At 50.0% G+C, this 19,603-nt stretch carries 17 protein-coding genes and 1 pseudogene; 5 read left to right on the top strand and 13 right to left on the bottom strand.

From position 1 onward, the window contains the following. Positions 1–24 precede the first annotated feature (24 nt). The 3 genes from ABJ225_RS15140 to ABJ225_RS15130 form a co-directional block, all read right to left on the bottom strand. The gene (locus ABJ225_RS15140) at positions 25–873 is read right to left on the bottom strand and encodes a 3-hydroxybutyryl-CoA dehydrogenase (RefSeq protein ID WP_056539250.1); all 849 of its coding nucleotides are present in this window, start codon (positions 871–873) and stop codon (positions 25–27) included. A 26-nt stretch (positions 874–899) separates the two neighbouring features. Further along, a complete protein-coding gene (locus ABJ225_RS15135) occupies positions 900–2,081 on the bottom strand; it encodes an acetyl-CoA C-acetyltransferase (RefSeq protein ID WP_347320969.1) in 1,182 nt (393 codons plus the stop codon). 164 nt (positions 2,082–2,245) lie between these two features. After that, the gene (locus tag ABJ225_RS15130; RefSeq protein ID WP_238283194.1) at positions 2,246–4,360 is read right to left on the bottom strand and encodes a (Fe-S)-binding protein; all 2,115 of its coding nucleotides are present in this window, start codon (positions 4,358–4,360) and stop codon (positions 2,246–2,248) included. A 269-nt stretch (positions 4,361–4,629) separates the two neighbouring features. Between ABJ225_RS15130 and cls the strand changes: the two genes are divergently transcribed. From cls to ABJ225_RS15115, 3 genes and pseudogenes are all read left to right on the top strand, one after another. Continuing rightward, a complete protein-coding gene (gene cls, locus ABJ225_RS15125) occupies positions 4,630–5,835 on the top strand; it encodes a cardiolipin synthase (protein WP_347320968.1) in 1,206 nt (401 codons plus the stop codon). Positions 5,836–5,848: 13 nt separating this feature from the next. Continuing rightward, entirely contained in the window at positions 5,849–6,802 is a 954-nt protein-coding gene (gene uvsE, locus ABJ225_RS15120; RefSeq protein ID WP_347320967.1) for a UV DNA damage repair endonuclease UvsE, read from the top strand. Positions 6,803–6,827: 25 nt separating this feature from the next. Beyond that, positions 6,828–7,409, top strand: a pseudogene (locus ABJ225_RS15115) (Dph6-related ATP pyrophosphatase); the annotation flags it as partial. A gap of 148 nt (positions 7,410–7,557) precedes the next feature. On the opposite strand, the gene ABJ225_RS15110 reads toward ABJ225_RS15115, so the two are convergent. The 6 genes from ABJ225_RS15110 to speE all read right to left on the bottom strand — a co-directional run bounded on the left by ABJ225_RS15110 (position 7,558) and on the right by speE (position 13,107). After that, positions 7,558–7,974 (bottom strand): hypothetical protein, encoded by a 417-nt coding sequence (locus ABJ225_RS15110; protein WP_347320965.1) that lies wholly within the window; start codon positions 7,972–7,974, stop codon positions 7,558–7,560. 150 nt (positions 7,975–8,124) lie between these two features. Further along, complete coding sequence (locus tag ABJ225_RS15105) at positions 8,125–8,343, bottom strand: hypothetical protein (protein ID WP_347320964.1); 219 nt, start codon at positions 8,341–8,343, stop codon at positions 8,125–8,127. Between the two features lie 647 nt (positions 8,344–8,990). Further along, positions 8,991–10,661, bottom strand: coding sequence for an arginine--tRNA ligase (gene argS / locus ABJ225_RS15100; RefSeq protein WP_347320963.1), 1,671 nt, complete (start codon positions 10,659–10,661; stop codon positions 8,991–8,993). Positions 10,662–10,665: 4 nt separating this feature from the next. Beyond that, entirely contained in the window at positions 10,666–11,193 is a 528-nt protein-coding gene (locus ABJ225_RS15095; RefSeq protein ID WP_347320962.1) for a YwiB family protein, read from the bottom strand. Between the two features lie 150 nt (positions 11,194–11,343). Continuing rightward, a complete protein-coding gene (gene speB, locus ABJ225_RS15090; RefSeq protein WP_053429680.1) occupies positions 11,344–12,213 on the bottom strand; it encodes an agmatinase in 870 nt (289 codons plus the stop codon). A gap of 63 nt (positions 12,214–12,276) precedes the next feature. After that, entirely contained in the window at positions 12,277–13,107 is an 831-nt protein-coding gene (gene speE / locus ABJ225_RS15085; protein WP_048014304.1) for a spermidine synthase, read from the bottom strand. Between the two features lie 319 nt (positions 13,108–13,426). On the opposite strand from speE, the gene ABJ225_RS15080 reads away from it, so the two are divergent. Beyond that, positions 13,427–15,496 (top strand): transglycosylase domain-containing protein, encoded by a 2,070-nt coding sequence (locus ABJ225_RS15080; protein WP_347320961.1) that lies wholly within the window; start codon positions 13,427–13,429, stop codon positions 15,494–15,496. 156 nt (positions 15,497–15,652) lie between these two features. Here ABJ225_RS15080 and ABJ225_RS15075 read toward each other — a convergent pair whose 3' ends face one another. Both ABJ225_RS15075 and ABJ225_RS15070 read right to left on the bottom strand, forming a co-directional pair. Continuing rightward, complete coding sequence (locus ABJ225_RS15075; RefSeq protein WP_079514228.1) at positions 15,653–16,159, bottom strand: YwhD family protein; 507 nt, start codon at positions 16,157–16,159, stop codon at positions 15,653–15,655. A 35-nt stretch (positions 16,160–16,194) separates the two neighbouring features. Continuing rightward, positions 16,195–16,824 (bottom strand): site-2 protease family protein, encoded by a 630-nt coding sequence (locus ABJ225_RS15070; protein WP_056539972.1) that lies wholly within the window; start codon positions 16,822–16,824, stop codon positions 16,195–16,197. A 229-nt stretch (positions 16,825–17,053) separates the two neighbouring features. Here ABJ225_RS15070 and ABJ225_RS15065 point away from each other — a divergent pair, with 229 nt between their 5' ends. Next, positions 17,054–17,239 carry a 2-hydroxymuconate tautomerase gene (locus tag ABJ225_RS15065; RefSeq protein ID WP_056539285.1) on the top strand — a complete coding sequence of 62 codons (186 nt, stop codon included), beginning with the start codon at positions 17,054–17,056 and terminating at the stop codon, positions 17,237–17,239. An 80-nt stretch (positions 17,240–17,319) separates the two neighbouring features. Here ABJ225_RS15065 and ABJ225_RS15060 read toward each other — a convergent pair whose 3' ends face one another. Further along, positions 17,320–17,823 (bottom strand): YwgA family protein, encoded by a 504-nt coding sequence (locus tag ABJ225_RS15060; RefSeq protein ID WP_056539288.1) that lies wholly within the window; start codon positions 17,821–17,823, stop codon positions 17,320–17,322. Positions 17,824–17,871: 48 nt separating this feature from the next. Continuing rightward, a complete protein-coding gene (locus tag ABJ225_RS15055; protein ID WP_053429685.1) occupies positions 17,872–19,173 on the bottom strand; it encodes an HD domain-containing protein in 1,302 nt (433 codons plus the stop codon). Between the last annotated feature and the right edge of the window lie 430 nt (positions 19,174–19,603).

Raw genomic sequence — 19,603 nt, 5'->3', positions numbered from 1 at the left:
CCCTGTTGTATGGCCTCATGGAACTCAATATTCGTAGAAGCCTCTGCCTGTCTTGCGTCCAAGCCAGCCTGCCTTGACATATTTCCTGAGGAGCGGACATGGGCGGTACTTGTCGTCGCCGAACCCTTCATGGAGTGTTTCCATGATGTATAGGCATGTATCGAGTCCGATGAAATCTGCCAGCGTTAGCGGGCCCATCGGGTGATTCATCCCAAGCTTCATCACACTATCGATGTCTTCCTTGCTTGCGACCCCTTCATACAAGGTGTAGACCGCCTCATTGATCATCGGCATGAGGATCCGGTTTGCCACGAATCCCGGGAAGTCCTCCACTTCGACCGGTGTCTTATGGAGCTTGTTCGTCATGTCTTCGATGGATGCATACACTTCATCTGTCGTGGCCAGCCCCCTTATGATCTCAACGAGCTTCATGACCGGCACGGGATTCATGAAGTGCATCCCGATCACCTGTTGAGGACGATTGGTCGCCGCTGCAATCTCGGTGATGGGCAGGGATGATGTATTCGTCGCAAGGATCGTATGCTCCGGCGCGATTTCATCGAGCTGGGCGAAGATCGTCTTCTTGATGTCCATGTTCTCAACCGCCGCTTCGATCACAAGGTCCACCCCTTTGGCATCCTGAAGGTCAGTGGATGAACTCAACCTTCCTGTCACCTGATCTTTTTCATCTGCAGACATCCTGCCCTTCTCTACGGCGCGTGCAAGATTCTTTCCAATGGATGATAGGCCCCTCTCGACGAATTCCCCTTTCAAATCGTTCAGTGTCACGTCATATCCTGCCTGGGCACATACCTGGGCAATTCCTGATCCCATCTGACCCGCTCCGATTACCATTACCTTTTGTATCGACACATTCATTTCCCCCTTTGTGGATTCCCTCACTTCTTCGGTACCTCAATCATGACGGCATCTCCCTGGCCGCCTCCGCTGCAGATGGAAGCGATCCCGATGCCTCCTCCACGTCTTCTCAGTTCATATGCGAGGGTCAGGATGATCCTTGCTCCGCTTGCTCCGATCGGGTGACCAAGGGCTACCGCACCCCCATTGACGTTCACTTTTTCTTTATCAAGACCGGCAATCTTGGCGCTGGTCAATGCCACTGCCGCAAATGCTTCATTGATTTCAAACAGATCGATTTCTTCCAGTGTCTTCCCCGTTTTCTCTAGCAGTCCGTTGATGACGAGTCCCGGAGTTTGAGGGAAATCCTTTGCCTCCACGGCTACGGCATGGGAGCCGATAATCGTGGCAAGGGGTTCCTTCCCTTCTTTCCCTGCCCGCTCTTCGCTCATCAGGACCATGGCACATGCTCCGTCGTTGACTCCCGGCGCATTTCCTGCCGTGATGGTCCCACCGTGATCAAACACTGGTGACAGCTTCGATAGCGCCTCGAGGGACGTACTCTTTCTCGGTGCTTCATCCTGAGAGATCACCACTGGCTCTCCCCTTCTCTGCGGAACGGAAACCGGTACGATTTCTTCCCCAAGATACGCTGAAGCTTCCACTGCACGCTGATGACTGCGCAGCGCCCACTCATCTTGTTCTTCCCTTGAAAGATCGAATTCCTTTGCGGTGGAATTGCCGTAGGTGCCCATGTGGACCCCATTGAAGCTGCAGGTCAGACCGTCATGGACCATGAGATCCTTCACGCTCGAGTCCCCCATCTTATAGCCCCAGCGTGCTTTCGGGAGAAGGTAGGGAGCGTTGGACATGGACTCCATCCCGCCTGCGACGATGACTTCCCCGTCCCCGGCACGGATAATCTGGTCACCGAAGGTCACACTCCTCATTCCGGATGCACACACCTTATTGATCGTCTCGGTCCTGACCTCCCAAGGCAGTCCAGCATGTCTCGCCGCCTGTCGGGAAGGGATCTGACCCTGCCCTCCTTGGAGGACGCTGCCGAGGATGAGTTCTTCAACGTCTGCCGGACTGACGCCGGAGCGCTCCAATGCTTCCTTGACTGCCAATCCACCGAGTTCCGAAGCCGTAAAACCGCTCAATCCGCCTCCGAATTTACCGAATGGGGTCCTTGCCCCTTCCACTATGACTGTTCTGCCCATCTCCATCGCTCCCTCTCTTTTGTATACGCTTACAATAATGTTGAAATAAAAAAGCTGACGACTGAACGCTCGCTCACCAACTGATCAAATGAAGAGGGACTAAAAACGTCCCTCAACATTCATTGTACTTGAAATTACTTCCTTTTCAAACCTTTTTTACTAGATTAAGAGGCGGCTTGATCCGGACCACTTCCACATACGGCTTTCTCAAGCAGTTCTGCTACATCCAGGGTCGAGACCGTTTCTTCCACTTCCTTTGCCTTTGTCCCATCAGACAGCATCGTGAGGCAATAAGGACAACCCGATGAGATGACAGAAGGGGCAACTGCAAGCGCCTGCTCTGTACGCGATACGTTTACGCGGTGCCCTGCATCTTCTTCCATCCACATGAGTCCGCCACCTGCCCCGCAGCACATGCCTTTTTCTCGGTTCCGGTCCATCTCAACCAGTTTTACACCGGAAATGGCCTTGAGGATCTCACGCGGAGGATCGTAGACTTCATTGTAACGGCCAAGGTAACAGGAATCATGGAAGGTGATCGTTTCCCTTACCTCATAAGTCGGCTTCAGCCTGCCGTCCCTCACCAGTTCATACAGGAGTTCTGTGTGGTGATAGACTTCCGCTTCGAGTCCGAAGTCCGTGTACTCATTCTTGAAAATGTTGTATGCATGAGGATCGATGGTGACGATCTTCTTCACGTCATTCTTCTCGAACTCTGCGATATTCTGACCTGCTAGCTCTTGGAACAGGAATTCATTCCCGAGTCGGCGAGGCGTGTCACCGGAGTTCTTCTCCTTGTTCCCGAGGATGGCGAATTTCACACCCGCTTCATTCATCAGTTTGGCGAAGGAAAGGGCAATCTTTTGACTGCGGTTATCGAATGATCCCATGCTTCCAACCCAGAAGAGGAATTCGAACTCTTCGCCGGCCTTCTTCAGTTCCTTGACCGTCGGGATGTGAACATCTTCGCGGGCTTCACGCCAGTTCTCTCGTTCCTTCCGGTTAAGACCCCACGGATTTCCCTGACGCTCGATGTTCTGCATCGCACGCTGGGCGTCGGCATCCATCTTTCCTTCCGTCAGTACAAGATAGCGGCGCAGGTCGATGATCTTATCGACGTGCTCATTCATGACCGGACATTGATCTTCACAGTTACGACAGGTCGTACATGCCCAAATCTCTTCTTCCGTGATGACATCGCCGATGAGGCTCGGGCTGTAGGCAGCTGCTGAAGCCGCTTCTTCTGCGGCAGCAGTCGCCCCTGCCATGGCCAGCTGATTCCCCTTCGTATGATTGAAGGCAAATGTCGGGACCCACGGTTTTTTCTGAGTGACGGCAGCCCCGTGGTTCGTCAGGTTGTCACGCAGCTTCACGATGAGATCCATCGGAGAAAGCATCTTCCCTGTACCGGTCGCCGGACACATATTCGTACATCGTCCACACTCCACGCATGCATAGAAATCGATCATTTGCGTTTGGGTGAACTCTTCAATCTTCCCTACGCCATAGCTTTCGACCGTTTCATCTTCAAAATCGATGGCTTTCAGCTTGCCGGGAGGATCGAGACGGTTGAAGTATACATTGGCCGGTCCAGCAATCAAGTGAGCATGCTTGGACTGAGGCACATACACAAGGAATGCAAGAAGGAATAAGAGGTGTATCCACCAGGCTACGTAGAAGATCGCGACAGAGGCCGTTTCACCGATTCCACCAAGCGCTCCTCCAATTATAGACGCAATCGGCTCCGTCCATGAAAGCTCTTCAGCATGCCAGATCAGGCTCATTCCGTTCCCGACAAGGACAGAAAGCATGAGTCCTCCGATGAACAGGAGCACGAGACCGGACTTGAATCCTCGCTTCAATCGCACAAGCTTCTCCACATATCGGCGATGGAAGGCCCATACGACGGCGACCAGGATCATCAGCGTGACGATTTCCTGGAAGAAGGTAAAGCCGGGATACAATGGACCAAGCGGCAGATGACTGCCTGGTGCAAGGCCCTTCACGATGAAATCAATGGCTCCGAATTGCACGAGGATGAAGCCATAAAAGAACATTACATGGATAATCCCGCTCTTTTTATCCTTTAGAAGCTTTTTCTGACCGAATACATTTACCAGTATCTTCTGGAAACGCTCTTTGAAGCGTTGATCGAACTCTACTTTCTTACCGAGCTTGATGAATTCTATCCTTGTTTTCACCACATAGACAAACAAACTGAGTGCGTAGACAGTCACAAGGACAAATGCAATCCAGTTCACGATCAATAATCCGTTCATGGAACAAACCCTCCCCCTTCTTTGGTCCAGTTCCGCGCGAACTTTTCAAACCAAATAAATATTCTGAATAATCCTTACCTCCATTATATAATGAATGAGCATTCAGTCAATGGTTTTTCTTTATTTTTGAAAACCTTTTCATTTTGATTGCTACTGGATTCATCCCCTCCAGGTTTCCACCGTCCTGCGAAAGGGAAAAGAAGAAAGGATGCAAAGGAAAGACATTGTACGGACATACTAATAAGAACTCGAATGAGAGAGTGATGTAGATGTGGTGGATCATAATCATTGGAATACTGATCATTGCGGCTGCCTGGGTGGCAGTCGATTTTAAACTGGGGAGACAACATTTCATCCGGACGCGCATGAAGCGTGATTACCCCGTGCGCGAGAGCGATATTCAGCTTTTTTCAAGGGGACCGGATCTTTTTGACACGATGTTTAAAGAAATGAAGATGGCGACCTCGTCGATCCATGTGCTTTTCTATATCGTACAGGATGATCATTTCGGCTTCCGTTTCATGGATCTGCTCATGGAAAAGGCCAGGGAGGGCCTTGAAGTCCGGCTCCTCATGGACCAACTCGGCAGCTTCAGCGTATCCAAAGCGAAGGTCCGTGAATTGAAGGACGCAGGTGTGGAGGTTGCCTTCACTCAGAAAGTCAGGCTTCCCTACCTTTTCTTCTCCTCCCAACAGCGGAACCACCGGAAGATCACCGTCATAGACGGGGTCATCGCCTATATGGGTGGCTACAACGTCGGGAAAGAGTACATCGATGAAAACGACAAGCCGGAGCTTTCCCCTTGGAGGGATTATCATTTGAGGATCGAAGGTGAGGGCGTGCATGATCTGCAGACGGAGTTCACGATCGATTGGTATCGGGGTTCCCGAAAGCAGATCGAGGATGATCCGAAATACTTCCCTGCACCGGAAAAGGGTCTGATCAAGCATCGGATCTTCCCCACAGAAGGGGTCAATATCGAAGATTTCTTCCGGGAATTCATCGATGAAGCCAAGGAAGAGATCATCATCGGGACTCCTTACTTCATTCCCACCCCTGTCTTGATGGATGCCCTTTGCCGTGCCCTGGACCGTGGTGTCGATGTCTCCATCATCGTCCCGGACAATGCCGACCATATAATTGTCAAAGAGACGGCCTTCCCTTATTTCAGGAAGCTTCTTCCGAAAGGCGCAAAGGTCTATCAGTTCCTGAATGGCTTTTATCATGCTAAGCTCCTTGTCATCGATAATCACTTCTGCGATATCGGAACAGCTAACTTTGATCAGCGGAGCTTTTTCATCAATTTGGAACTGAACAACCTGATTTACGACAAGGCCTTTATCGGGACGCTTAAAAAAGAGATTGCGAAGGATATGATGGAATCTGACCTTCTTTCTTCTGAGGATCTAGCAAACGTATCCGTCATGACCAGGATCAAGGAAAAGATCGGCGGAGCCATATCAATTCTACTCTAGGAGGGATCGCCTGATGAAGATTCGCTTCGGATTCGTGGCCAACTCCCTCAGTCTGTGGGATGCAAGTCCAGCCAAAACGATGACATTCAAACGCTATACGGAGCTCCCGGCTTCCGAACGAATGGATAAATTGAAAGAAGTGACCGCACTCAACCTGTACCATACGAAGCGGATCCTCTACTTCTGTGCAGCCCATGAAATCGAAGTATACCGGCTCTCGAGCTCCCTCGTGCCCCTCGCCACCCATCCAGAGGTGGAGTGGGACTTCCATTCCCCGTTCAAAAAAGAATGGGCAGAACTCGGAGATCTGATCCGGCAATTCGGGATCCGAGCAAGCTTTCATCCGAACCAATATACCCTCTTCACCAGCCCTCGGGACCATGTAACAGAAAACGCGGTGAAGGATATGATGTATCACTACCGGATGCTCGAACTCATGGGCATTGAGGATCAAGGCGTCATCAACATCCATATCGGAGGGACCTACGGGGATAAAGAAAAGACACTGGAACGTTTCCATGAAAATCTTAAAACGCTCCCAGATGAAGCGCGGAAGGTCATGACCCTCGAGAATGATGACAAGACCTATGATGCAGGGGAAACATTGGCTGCGTGCCAACAAACCACCACTCCCATGGTCCTCGATATCCATCACCACGAGGCGAACCGTTGTGAACAGCCGCTCGAAGATCTTTTACCGGATATCTTCAACACCTGGCAACACCGAGACCTTGTACCGAAAATCCACGTCTCTTCGCCAAAATCGGAGAAGGCGTTCCGCTCCCATGCCGATCTCGTCGACTCGACCTTCGTCGAAGGCTTCATGAAACAGGTGAAAGAGCTCGATCAGGACATCGACATCATGGTGGAAGCAAAGCACAAAGATCTCGCCATGCTGAAGCTCGTGGAAGACCTTTCCTCCATCAGGGGTGTCAAACGCTTATCCGGAGCCTCCCTTACCTGGTGAGTTTGATATACTGGGAAGAAAAAGGATGATTCCCATGAACAAAGTATGCCTGTCCTGGAGCGGGGGACGTGACAGCATGATGATGCTGGACAAAATCGGAACCGCTCATGGTTTACTGACCACGTTCCAAAAGGCCTCTTCCACGATGATGATGCACGAGGTCCCCCTGGAGCTTGTAAAGATCCAGGCTGAAGCCCTGGGAATCCCCCTCTATCCTGTTTCATTTGAAGACACGCCGACCAATAAACAATACGAAGAGACCATGGGCACAGCCGTCCATGGGCTTTTGCACGAGGGCTTCACCGAGATGGCATTCGGTGACCTCTTCTTAGAAGAGATCCGGAACTATAGAGAAAAGCAACTGGAGTCGTCAGGACTGAAGCCCATTTTCCCTCTCTGGGGGGAGGACACAAAAAGCTTATCAGAGCGCTTCATCCGACGCGGCTACCGGGCCATCATTGTCTGCGTGGATGAAGAACAGCTTGATTCTTCGTTTTTAGGCAGGGAGTATGATGAATCTTTCCTCCAAGACCTGCCTGAACACGTAGATCCCTGTGGAGAGAATGGGGAATTTCACTCCTTTGTCTTCGACGGCCCCCGATTTGCATTCCCAGTGCGTTTTTCAGTTGTGGGGACATTTCGTAAGTGGCATCGGTTTGAGTATGTGCAGTTGAAAAGAGATACGCAAAGCACCTCCTCTTTCTGACCATGTGTCGGGCGGTCTGTGACTCACCATAGACTGCCCCTCACACTAGTTAGGGTCGTGATCCAATTGTTTTGATAGATAGAGAATATAACGCGTCACCTTCTGGCCATTCTGCTCTAATGACATACAAGACGTCACTCTTTTCATTCGGTAGGATAATGGTGTTGCCTGCAAGTTGTTTAAAAACCACCTCTTCATCCTTCCAAACGCCAACCTCAATCAAATCCGGCTCCTGAGCAAAATCAATCGATACAGTCTCCCCTGCTTCCACATCATTTGTCACATCGACATGGTCAACAAGAGAAGGAGCATCAGACGCAACCGACCTTTTATTTTCCGACCAAGTAAACGTACCCAACGTATAAGACAAGTCCTCTTCCCCCGCCGAAATAGTCAAATCAGGCGGCTTCAAATCCTCCCAAGCCGTCACCCCGCACCCCGTCAAAAAACACAAGACAGCAAACACACATAGATACTTCCTCACCATCATCCCCCCGTCTCTTTGAGTCATCATAACAGGAAGATTATTACATAACAAAGAAAACCTACTCACTCTCGAGGAAAGTAGACGGCCGTAGCGGAATGGAACGGACCTTGATTCCACCAAGATCCTCATCTAAAGCAGAAAGTAGCCTTCACAACCTCCCCCATCACCACAGAGTGCAATGCAGCGGAGACCGGCCGACTCCTTCGGGAATAGAGGCAAGATTGAGACCCTGCAGGCGCAGCCGAAGCGGCTCAACTGACTCCCCGAGGAAAGCGGACGGTCGCAGCGGAATGAAACGGTCCTGATGGCACCACGATCTTCATCAAAAGCAGGAAGCTGCCTTCTCAACCTCCTCCACCACCACAAAGTGCAATGCAGCAAAGGCCGACTGACTCCTTCGGGAATAGAGGGATGCTCGAGACCCCGGAAGCGCAGCTGAGGAGGCTCGACTCACTCCCCGAGGAAAGCAGGCGGCCGCAGCGGAATGAAACAAACTTCATTCCCCACTGATCTTCATCTAAAGTAGAAAGGCGTCTTTTCAACCTCCTCCACCACCACAGAGTGCAATGCAGAAGAGGCCTGCCGACTCCTTCGGGAATAGAGTGAAGTTCGAGACCCCGGAAGCGCAGCTGAGGAGGCTCGACTCACTCCCCGAGGAAAGCAGGCGGCCGCAGCGGATTGGAACGGGCTTGATTTCAACTTAATTTTCATCTAAACCAGAAGGGGATTTTCCCAACTATCTCTTCCTTCACCGCAGAGTGCAATGCAGCGGAGACCGGCCGACTCCTTCGGGAATAGAGGCAAGGTTGAGACCCTGCAGGCGCAGCCGAAGCGGCTCAACTGACTCCCCGAGGAAAGCGGCCGGTCGTAGCGGAATGGAACGGCCCCTGTTCCCACATCCCCATTTATACAAATTTGGCTCCCACGTCTATCTATGTCCACAGCAAAAAAACGAGCACGCCCCCAAAAGGAAGCGTACTCGCTAAACAAAAACCTTACATTTTCTCCGGTGCAGAAACCCCAATCAATGCCAACGCATTCTGAAGCGTAATCCGTACCGTCTTTACAAGCGCCAGACGGGCCGTAGTCAACTCACGGTTCTCCCCATCAAGAACTTTATTCGCATTATAGAAGCTATGGAACGCCGAAGCCAAATCATTGATGTAATTGGCCATGCGGTGAGGCGTGCGTTTCTCCGCTGCATCTGCAATGACCTGCGGGAATTCACCCAGCTTCTTCAACAGATCGATCTCTTTCTCCGTTCCGATCAGGCTCAGGTCAATCTTGTCTTCAGATGCAAGTCCCTGCTCATCTGCCTGACGAAGGATGCTGCAAATCCGTGCATGAGCATACTGCGCATAATAAACCGGATTCTCATTCGACTGGGAAACGGCAAGATCCAGATCGAAGTCCATATGTGTATCCGCACTTCTCATTGCAAAGAAATAACGAACGGCATCAAGGCCGACTTCCTCGACCAGTTCACGAAGCGTCACGGCTTTACCGGTACGCTTGCTCATCTTCATCTTCTCGCCGTCCTTGTACAGATGGACAAGTTGGATGATTTCCACTTCAAGCTTGTCACGGTTGAAACCAAGCGCCTCGACAGCTGCCTTCATACGAGGGATGTAGCCGTGGTGATCCGCTCCCCAGATGTTGATAAGGACATCGTGTCCGCGGTCGAACTTGTCTTTATGATAGGAAATGTCAGGAGTCAAGTACGTGTACGTACCGTCATTTTTGATCAACACGCGGTCTTTATCGTCACCGAGTTCAGACGATTGGAACCAGGTCGCCCCGTCTTTTTCGTATACATGGCCATTGTCTTTGAGCGTTTGAAGGGCGGCATCGATCTTCCCGTTGTTGTAAAGGGATGTTTCAGAGTACCAGACGTTGAATGGTACGCGGAACATTTCAAGGTCCTTTTGAAGCTTCGCCATTTCGGTCTTCAAACCGTATTCACGGAAGAACGCATAGCGGTCCTCTTCACTCGCTTCTGCGTATGTGCGTCCGTGCTCGTCAGCAATATCCTTCCCGATCTGGATGATATCGGCACCGTGGTATCCGTCTTCTGGCATGGTTTTATCTTCGCCGAGGGCCTGGAAGTAACGGGCTTCTACTGACACAGCAAGGTTGTGGATCTGGTTTCCTGCATCATTGATGTAATACTCACGTGTGACTTCATAGCCTGCCTTCTCGAGGACGTTGCACAGGGAATCACCGACAGCGGCTCCACGGGCATGACCAAGGTGAAGGTCTCCGGTAGGATTGGCAGATACGAATTCCACGTTCACTCGCTCTCCGTTTCCGGCATTGGACTGTCCATAGTCATGGCCTTCATCAAGGATGACAGGAATCAAGTCGTTGAGGTAGGCGTTGTCCATGAAAAAGTTGATGAAGCCCGGTCCTGCGATGTCCAGCTTCTCGATGGACGCTTTGGATTGATCAAAGTGGTTGATCAGCTCTTCTGCAATCATGCGCGGAGCTTTTTTTGCCACGCGCGCGAGCTGCATCGCCATATTTGTGGAATAATCCCCGTGGGTTTTATCCTTCGGAGTCTCCAGGATCACATCAGGGATCTGATCTTCAGTGGCAAGTCCCGCTTTAATGACAGCGTCCTTGATTTCAGCTTTCAGTTTTTCTTGCACGTTTTCAACAATATTCATGGGTCTACGCTTCCTCCTTGTAATAAATGGACATGATATACTCTCCAACCGGATTGCCTTGCATCTTCAGTTGATAGGTGAGATTGAAATCCCCTTCAAGGGATGTATCCATCTGGGTGTGGGATAGGGAATGGGTCTTGGTGGTCAATAACAGTGTCCCCAACTGACTTTCATACGAGCCATTCTGTTCCTCCTCTTCGTTGAAGGCCATCCTCATCTTGACGGCTCCGCTGCGGAGGATCAGGGCCTGACGGTCGGTCAGCTTGACGATCGTATTGGTGGTACCCTCTTCTTGTACCTCATCGTATTTCAGGAAAACGGCTCCTGCTTTCTCATAATATCGGCCAAACGAGATCAATTCATATGAATCGCTCTCTTCCCCGATGGTGATCTTTGTTTTCAAGTGAATTTTGACAGGGGTCGAATCGGTCGGTGAAGCTGTCAAACCACTCACATCCTTTTTAGTATGCTGTATTGCTGCTATGGGTAATGGATCAGATCGGTGATCTGAACCACTGAATCGTCTCTTCATTGGACATGGCTGCCTGTAGGAGCCTGTCCTCTAACTTATTAATTATAAGAACTATCCTGATAAAATGCAATGGAAGGGACGGGATTTCAGGGAGGATATAAGGAAAAAGCCCCTTGGACCGGAGGCTCAAGGGGCTTAGGAAAGGATTGATTACATCCAGCCGAGAAGCATTTCACGGATCAGCTTGCTCGCGGTGTTGGCCGTTTGTTCGGATGGATCATAGATCGGCGCAACCTCCACAAGATCTGCACCGACGACGTTCACTTCAGAACGGGCGATTTCGTGAATGGACGCAAGAAGTTCTTTGGACGTGATGCCTCCAGCATCCACTGTACCCGTGCCTGGAGCATGGGCCGGGTCAAGGACATCGATGTCGATGGTGACATAGACCGGGCGTCCTGCTAGCGTCGGCAGGATTTCCTTAAGGGGCTCAAGGACTTCGAATTTCGAGATATGCATCCCATTTTCCTTCGCCCATTGGAATTCTTCCCTCATGCCGGAACGAATCCCGAAGGAGTACACATTTTCGGGTCCGATGTGCTCAGCAATCTTACGGATCGGCGTCGAGTGGGAAAGGGGCTCTCCTTCATACTCTTCACGCAGATCGGTATGTGCATCCATGTGGATGATGGCAAGATCCGGATGCTTTTTCGCTACGGCTTTCATGACGGGCCACGATACAAGATGCTCTCCCCCCATGCCGAATGGTGTCTTCCCATCTGCCAGCAGACCGTCGATGTAGTCTTCGATCATATCAAGACTGCGCTGGGCGTTCCCGAATGGAAGGGGGATATCCCCTGCGTCGTAGTATTTTACTTCTTCCAGCTCACGATCCAGGTAGGCGCTGTATTCTTCAAGCCCGATGGACACCTCGCGGATACGGGTCGGACCGAAACGTGAACCCGGGCGGTAGCTGACGGTCCAATCCATCGGCATGCCGTACAGGACGACTGAACTTTCTTCGTATGAAGGATGACTCTTAATAAATACATTGCCTGAATAGGCTTCATCAAAGCGCATGGTATACTTCCTCTCTTCAAGAAGGACGGACCCTGATTCGAAGGTCCGTCCTTTTCATTTGTTTTATTCTGTCAGGTCTTTCACGAATTTAGGCAGGACGAACGCTGCGTTGTGAAGCTCTTTCGTGTAATACTTCGTTTCGATTTCGTGGAAACGCTCTGCCGGCACATCAGTCGGATCGTATTTCTTTGAACCGATCGTGAAGGCCCACATGCCGCTTGGATAGGTCGGGATGTTCGCTGTGTAAAGACGTGTGATCGGGAAGATCTCTTTCACGTCTTTTTGTACTTGGCGGATCAGATCCGCTTTGAACCATGGGTTATCACACTGAGCGACGAAGATCCCGTCTTCTTTCAGCGCTTTGGAGATCCCAGCATAGAAGCCTTTTGTGAAGAGGTTCACGGCAGGCCCTACAGGTTCGGTTGAATCGACCATGATGACGTCGTATTCATTTTCACTTTTGGCGATATGCATGAATCCGTCACCGACTTGAACATCGACACGTTCGTTTTCAAGTTCTCCTGCAATCTCAGGAAGATACTTCTTGGAATACTCGATGACCTTCCCGTCGATATCAACCAATACGGCCTTCTTCACGCTTGGGTGCTTCAATACTTCACGGATGACACCGCCATCGCCTCCACCGACGACCAGGACGTTTTCAGGGTTGGGATGGGTGAAAAGGGGTACGTGTGCGACCATTTCGTGATAAACGAATTCGTCTTTCTGACTTGTCATGACCATTCCGTCAAGGAAAAGCATGTTCCCCCATTCTTCCGTTTCGGCCATTTCAAGATATTGAAAATCCGTTTGCTCCGTATGTAAGGTCTTCTTGATCTTCATCGTGATCCCGAAGTTATCCGTTTGTTTCTCTGTATACCAAAGTCCGCTCATTTGTTCTACTTCCTTTCCATGTATGGTATGGCTGCAGTAAAGGTGTGCTGCAGCAAGCTCTATTGTTCAGTCCCTCGACCGGTTGTCTTCATTGTCCAACATTATCCTTCCCTTTCAGGATAAATACAAACATGAGAAAAAGTATAGTGGAAACTCGCAAAAATTCAAGTGAAATTTTCAGGAACATTCCACACTCCTCCATAAGGAAGTGAATATTCGGCTGATCATGTTTAAAACCCCTCAAATTATCTCATACTACTAAATAAGAAAGGCAGGTCTGATAGATTCTGCTTACGAACGACAGAAAGAGGGGGAAGGAATGGAGACGATGGTCAAACAATTGGGTAAGTCGAAAAAATATATCAGGCTGGCAGCCGCAGCGTGCCTTGCCATAGTGGTACTCCTCCTATTGATGCTCCTTGCCGTGCTCATTTACGCAAAAGTAAAAGGTCCGCCCCCGCTCGCCGTCCCCCAGGCAAGTCTCCTTTACGGGGAAGACGGATCGGTGATCGGAGAAACGAATACAGGAGAAAAGCGATACTGGGTCGACCTTGATGACATTTCTCCCTATCTGATCGAAGCGACGATCTCTGTCGAGGATAAACGGTTCTATGAGCACTATGGGTTCGATTTCAAACGGATGGGAGGCGCAGCACTTGCCGACTTGAAGGCGATGAGCAAGGTACAGGGGGCAAGCACCATCTCCCAGCAGTACGCTCGGAACCTCTTCCTCTCCCACGACAAAACGTGGAAACGGAAAATCTCCGAAGCGCTGTACACCGTACGAATCGAGATGAATTACTCCAAGAAAGAAATCCTGGAAGGCTATGTGAATACGATCTATTATGGCCACGGCGCTTATGGAATCCAAGCAGCGAGCCAGTTCTACTTCGGAAAAGACGCGAAGGATCTCACCCTTGAAGAAGCGGCGGTTCTTGCCGGGGTTCCGAAGGCCCCAGTCTACTACTCACCGATCAGCCATCCAGACAACGCTGGGAAAAGACAGGCTCTCATCCTGGATTCCATGGCGGAAGATCGGCGCATCACGCAAGAAGAGGCCGACTCTGCCAAAAACAATAAGCTCGCCATTACGGGTACCCATCCGAATCAGACGGCGAATGTCGCACCCTATTTCCAGGATGTCGTCAAAAGCGTACTTCATTCAGAACTCGGGATCGATGAGCGTACCATCGAAATGGGTGGGCTGAAAGTCTATACGACCTTGAACCCCCATCACCAGAAAATTGCCGAGAAAGTCGTAGCTGAACAGATCCCGCAGGATTCCGACCTTCAGCTTGCACTCGTCTCGATGGATCCTTCTTCCGGGTACGTATCGGCCATGGTAGGGGGCAGGAATTATGAGCAGAGCCCTTTCAACCGTGCCGTCCAGGCCATCAGACAGCCCGGATCCACGATCAAGCCGCTCCTTTACTATGCAGCTCTGAAAGAAGGCTACACGCCGTCGACAAGGATGAAGAGCGAGCCCACCTCCTTCACATTCAATGACGGGGAGTCGACGTATGAACCCCATAATTATAATAATCAGTACCCGAACGGGGACATTACGCTGGCACAGGCCATCGCCCTTTCCGATAATATCTATGCAGTCAAGACCCATCTGTTCATTGGCCAGGACACGCTGCCGAAAACGGCCAAAGAACAGTTCGGGATCACGACGGATATCAAAAAGTATCCGTCCTCTGCCCTCGGAACATCCGGCGCCAGGGTCATCGATATGGTGAACGCCTATAATATGTTTGCCAACGGTGGATACAAAGTGAAGCCCGTCTTCATCACCAAGGTGGTGGACTACTCAGGGAAAACAATCTACGAGCATGCGTCCAAAAAGGAACCTGTCCTTGACCATGACCTTGCTTTCGTCATGACCCATATGCTGACGGGGATCTTTGATCCGAAGCTGAACGGCTATGCCAATGTGACCGGCACCCAGATCATTGGGGACGCCACCCGTCCCTATGCTGGGAAATCGGGCACAACAGACACGGATAACTGGATGATCGGGTTCACCCCTCAACTGACGGCAGGGGTATGGACGGGATTCGATAAAGGAGAGGAAGTCAACCTCGCCAACGATAAGTATTATGCTAAGAAAATCTGGGTGAACTTCATGGAACAGGCCCTGAAGGATGAACCGATCAAAAGCTTCAAACCGACGAAGAATGTGATCGGAGTGGCAGTGGATCCACAGAGCGGCAAACTTGCCACCAAGGACTGTCCAGTCCAACGGTTCACTTATTTTGTGAAAGGAACAGAACCGACCGACTACTGCCAGACCCATCTCCGTGAAGGGAATCATGGCAGTGACCACCACTCACCTTCCAAGAAGCGGAAGCCATGGCTTGATCGGTTCAGGGACTGGATCTTCTAGACACAAAAAAGAAAGACCCGGATCTGTGCGTGATCCGGGTCTTTCCGTGTCCTAGTTTATGTGCAAACTGTGCTTTCATTTTACTTTTATTCTCAACAAAGCACAAGATAGGAAAGTCACACAAAGGAAATGTTCACAGTTTGTTCACAAACGCTTTCATTCGCTTAACAATGCGCTTTTCAGCTCATCTTTCGAACGATCCCACATTCCCTGATCATGATTCTTCAGGAATGCTGCGAGGATCCCCTTGGACTTTTCATCCATCTGTTCGACGATGATATAGCGTTTGATCGACTTATCCATGTGATTCACATGCTCCGGCATGGACTTATAGCCCCTTCTCTTTTCCCTATTCACTACAAGTTCACATGCTGTCACACCTGCATAATAGGGACCGTCTTCCATCCGGTCAATCGTCACCCAGATCAGCCAGTAATTTTTCCCGCCTGCCGAATCTTCCCTGTTATTCGTGAACTTGATACCTTTTTCAATGGGGCTCCGTGCGTGCATGGCGCCGACTTCGATGGTGGCTTCTCCTGCTTCCACGTCGATCATGACGGGTGATACATTATCCAGACTGAGGGCGCCGACACCATATCCTCCATGCCCATCAGTCGGGTCATTTTTGATGATGTTGAATCCGATATTTTTCTTCTTCTCCATCCTGTCTCACTCCTCTATATTTCAATTGATTTTGACTACGAAAATAGTGAATAGATTGCCGTGAAAATGCTGTTGAATGTCTGATTCACTGCTGCGATTCCGTTGAAAAGCAACGGTCTAATCGTATAGTTCCCCAATGGGGTGATGACGAGTACGATGAAAATCAGTGCACCGTACTGCTCATACTGGCTCATCTTTGAACGTACATGGGGCGGTACCAGATCCTCGATCACCCTGTATCCGTCCAGCGGCGGAACCGGTATCAGATTGAAGACGAACAGTAGGACATTCAGGTACACCATCATCTGAAGAAGATTCACAATGAACGATGGGACCGTGAATCCGCTGACGCCAATGAAGAAAAAGAACAGGGCATACGCGATGAAGGCGACTAAAAAGTTGCTGAGCGGGCCGGCAAGGGACACTAGGATCCCGGCAAGCTTTGGATTTTTAAAACGCGAGCGCTGGACCGGTACCGGTCTTGCCCAACCGAAACCTGCGATCAGAAGCAGAAGCGTCCCGATCGGATCAAGATGCTGAGCCGGATTCAGTGTCAAGCGCCCTTGATCCTTCGCCGTGTTGTCGCCGAAGCGGTATGCCACATACGCGTGGGCAAACTCATGGACCGTGAACCCCACGACGAGGGAAATGATGACAAACGGCATCTCGTTCAGCCGAAAAATGGAAATGGCTTCAAAAAGCTGACGGAATGTTTCCAAGATATGTACTCCTTTATCTGTTTCATATATTTTCTTATTCCCCAGTATACAGGAAAAGTCCTGCATCCGTAGGCTGAATATGTCTTGCCTGTCCAAGCGTTACCCGATACAGTTAAGGTATAGGCAAAAGCCTATCACAGATTGTATCAAATTCAAAAGCAGGGAGCGAATGTAAATGCCTTATGTGACCGTGAAGATGCTGGAAGGACGCACTGATGATCAAAAGCGCGCACTCGTTGAGAAAGTGACGGAAGCCGTCAGCGAAACGACTGGAGCACCCGAAGAGAAAGTCGTCGTCTTTATCGAGGAAATGACCAAGAACCACTACGCGTCAGGCGGCAAGCGCCTAAGCGACCAATGATCCATGACGGCCCCATATTGCGGCCGTTTTTTCTTTGCCCAACATAAAAAAGGACCGCTTCAAGCGCAGTCCCCTCCATCCTAGTGAATGACCTTTTTCAAGCTTTCGATGTAGGCATAGGCCTCATCCACTTCTTCATTCGTATACTTTTGTTTGCTCTTTAAGGTGAAGACCTTTTCCGCCACTTCTTCTTTCGGAAGGGTATCAAAGTAAAGGACAGTCGATACGAGCTCAAGGAAACGGGCCGATTGACCGTTCATATCCGTTAAGCAATCCTCGAGGAACGGCATGTCCTTTTCATAGATCTTCAAAAAGTCCTCTCCTTCTTCTGTGACGGAGTAGCGGTATTGATAGTAGCCACCCTTCTTCTCCTTCACTTCCGAGATGAACCCCATATTGCATAATTCTTCCACCCTGAGAGTCAGTTCCTCTGAATAGGGACCATAGAAATGAAATTCAAAGCGCTCCTGAAACGGGAAGGCCAGCTTCTTCGCGATGAAGATCATCTTCTGAAGCTTTTTCCTCCCGATCACTTCGCCCGATGCCATGAAGGCGCTCATCAATTTTGCGTGTTCTTTCAACAATGTACGTCATCTCCTACTCCTAGTATTGCATGTCTAGCCACCGTGTCGTCATGTGAGTTCTAAGATGCTGCGAATCTGTCTTTTTATATTCTTCTTCGTGGATTCGTCATAGAGAAGATCCACTGGATAGTATAGTTTATGGTCTGTCCGGCGTTTCCCGGAGATGGAATCGACGATATCCGACTGCCTTGAAAGCTCCCTCAGCTCATCGTTCTTCATCAGAAGATGAATCGGAAGACGTTCCTCCTCTTCACCGGGACGATAAAAATCGTACGGCAGATCGGAGGAAGAATCGACAACAAGATAGTAGTCGGGATCGATGCCTGCTTTTTTGAAGAGTGCTTCGAGTTCACTATGCTTCTTATATTCCTTAGCCGGGTCGAATTCGACGTATTTGAACAGATTGCGATTCATGAACCGCTCGCACAGGTCGCGGAGGATCGGATCTTCTTCTTCCTGCCAAATCTGAAAATAGTACGTGATGACCCCTTCATCAAGCTTCAGGTAATCTTCAAGGGAAACATCCCCCTGGAACAGTGAATAAAAGTGTACCGGTTCCTGTTTGAAGGAGTAGGAATCCTCGTAAAGCTCCTTCGCCCTATGTAAGATCTTCGTCAGGATCACTTCCGCACTCCGTGTGACCGGGTGGAAATAAACCTGCCAATACATTTGATAGCGGCTCATGATGTAGTCCTCGACGGCGTGCATCCCGCTCTGCTTGATGACGACCTGATCTTCCCGCGGTCTCATGACACGAAGGATTCGCTCCATATCGAAGTGGCCGTAGCTTACTCCTGTGAAATAGGCGTCCCTTTGCAGATAATCCATGCGATCGGCGTCGATCTGACTGGATATGAGACTGACGACAAGCTTGTTCTTATAGGTTTTGGCAATGACTTCCGCTACATGTTTTGGGAAGTTTTTTGCCACTTTTCTCAGTACTTGGTTGACCTCGGTGTCCCCAAGGATGATTGCCTGGGTGAAGTGCTCGTGATCCATATGGAAGACTTTTTCGAATGAGTGGGAGAACGGTCCATGCCCCAGGTCGTGCAGCAGGGCGGCACAAAGGGATAAGAGGCGCTCATCATCGCTCCATTCAGGTCTTCCCTCGAATACATCGTCGATGATCCGGCGGATGATTTCATAGACTCCAAGGGAATGGTTGAAACGGCTGTGTTCCGCACCGTGGAAGGTCAAGTAGGTAGTTCCCAGCTGACGGATCCTGCGAAGGCGTTGAAACTCTTTTGTTCCAATCAAATCCCAGATCACCCGGTCCTTTACATGAACGTATCGATGAACAGGGTCTTTAAATACTTTTTCTTCATGTAATTTCTGCTTGGCATACTCCATCTTTTACCCTCTTCCTAACTAGCATCTTTCTATTATAGCGGCTTTTTACCCACGATTCATCTCGAATTGTGTCGAAAAAAATAGGTAATTGTCTTGGAGGCTTTTCATTCCTGATGTTTTGGGGAATGAAATTTTTTTGTGTTTCTGTCCCCTCTTGACAGGTGTGGAGAGCCGCTGGTTTTTGAATAGTTCTGCATTGTTCCTATATTTCCTTTTTCTGTTTGGGGCAAACCTGTTTGTTGGATTTATAGTGGTTCATAGTTATTCTGGATGGGACGTTCCATTCCGCTGCGGGACCGGCTTTCCTCGGGAGGGCGCCCGAGCCTCCCTCATGAAAATTCAGTAGTTCTTAGTATTCCTCGGGTTTTCTCAAGTTTTCGTGGGGGTTCAAAAGAGGCGACATGGCACAATCAAACATATTCATCCATAT

Source organism: Rossellomorea sp. RS05, assembly GCF_039822645.1.
GTDB lineage: Bacteria > Bacillota > Bacilli > Bacillales > Bacillaceae_B > Rossellomorea > Rossellomorea marisflavi_B.
Note: the sequence above shows the minus strand (reverse complement) of the source record. Positions and strands in the feature narration are given on the sequence as shown.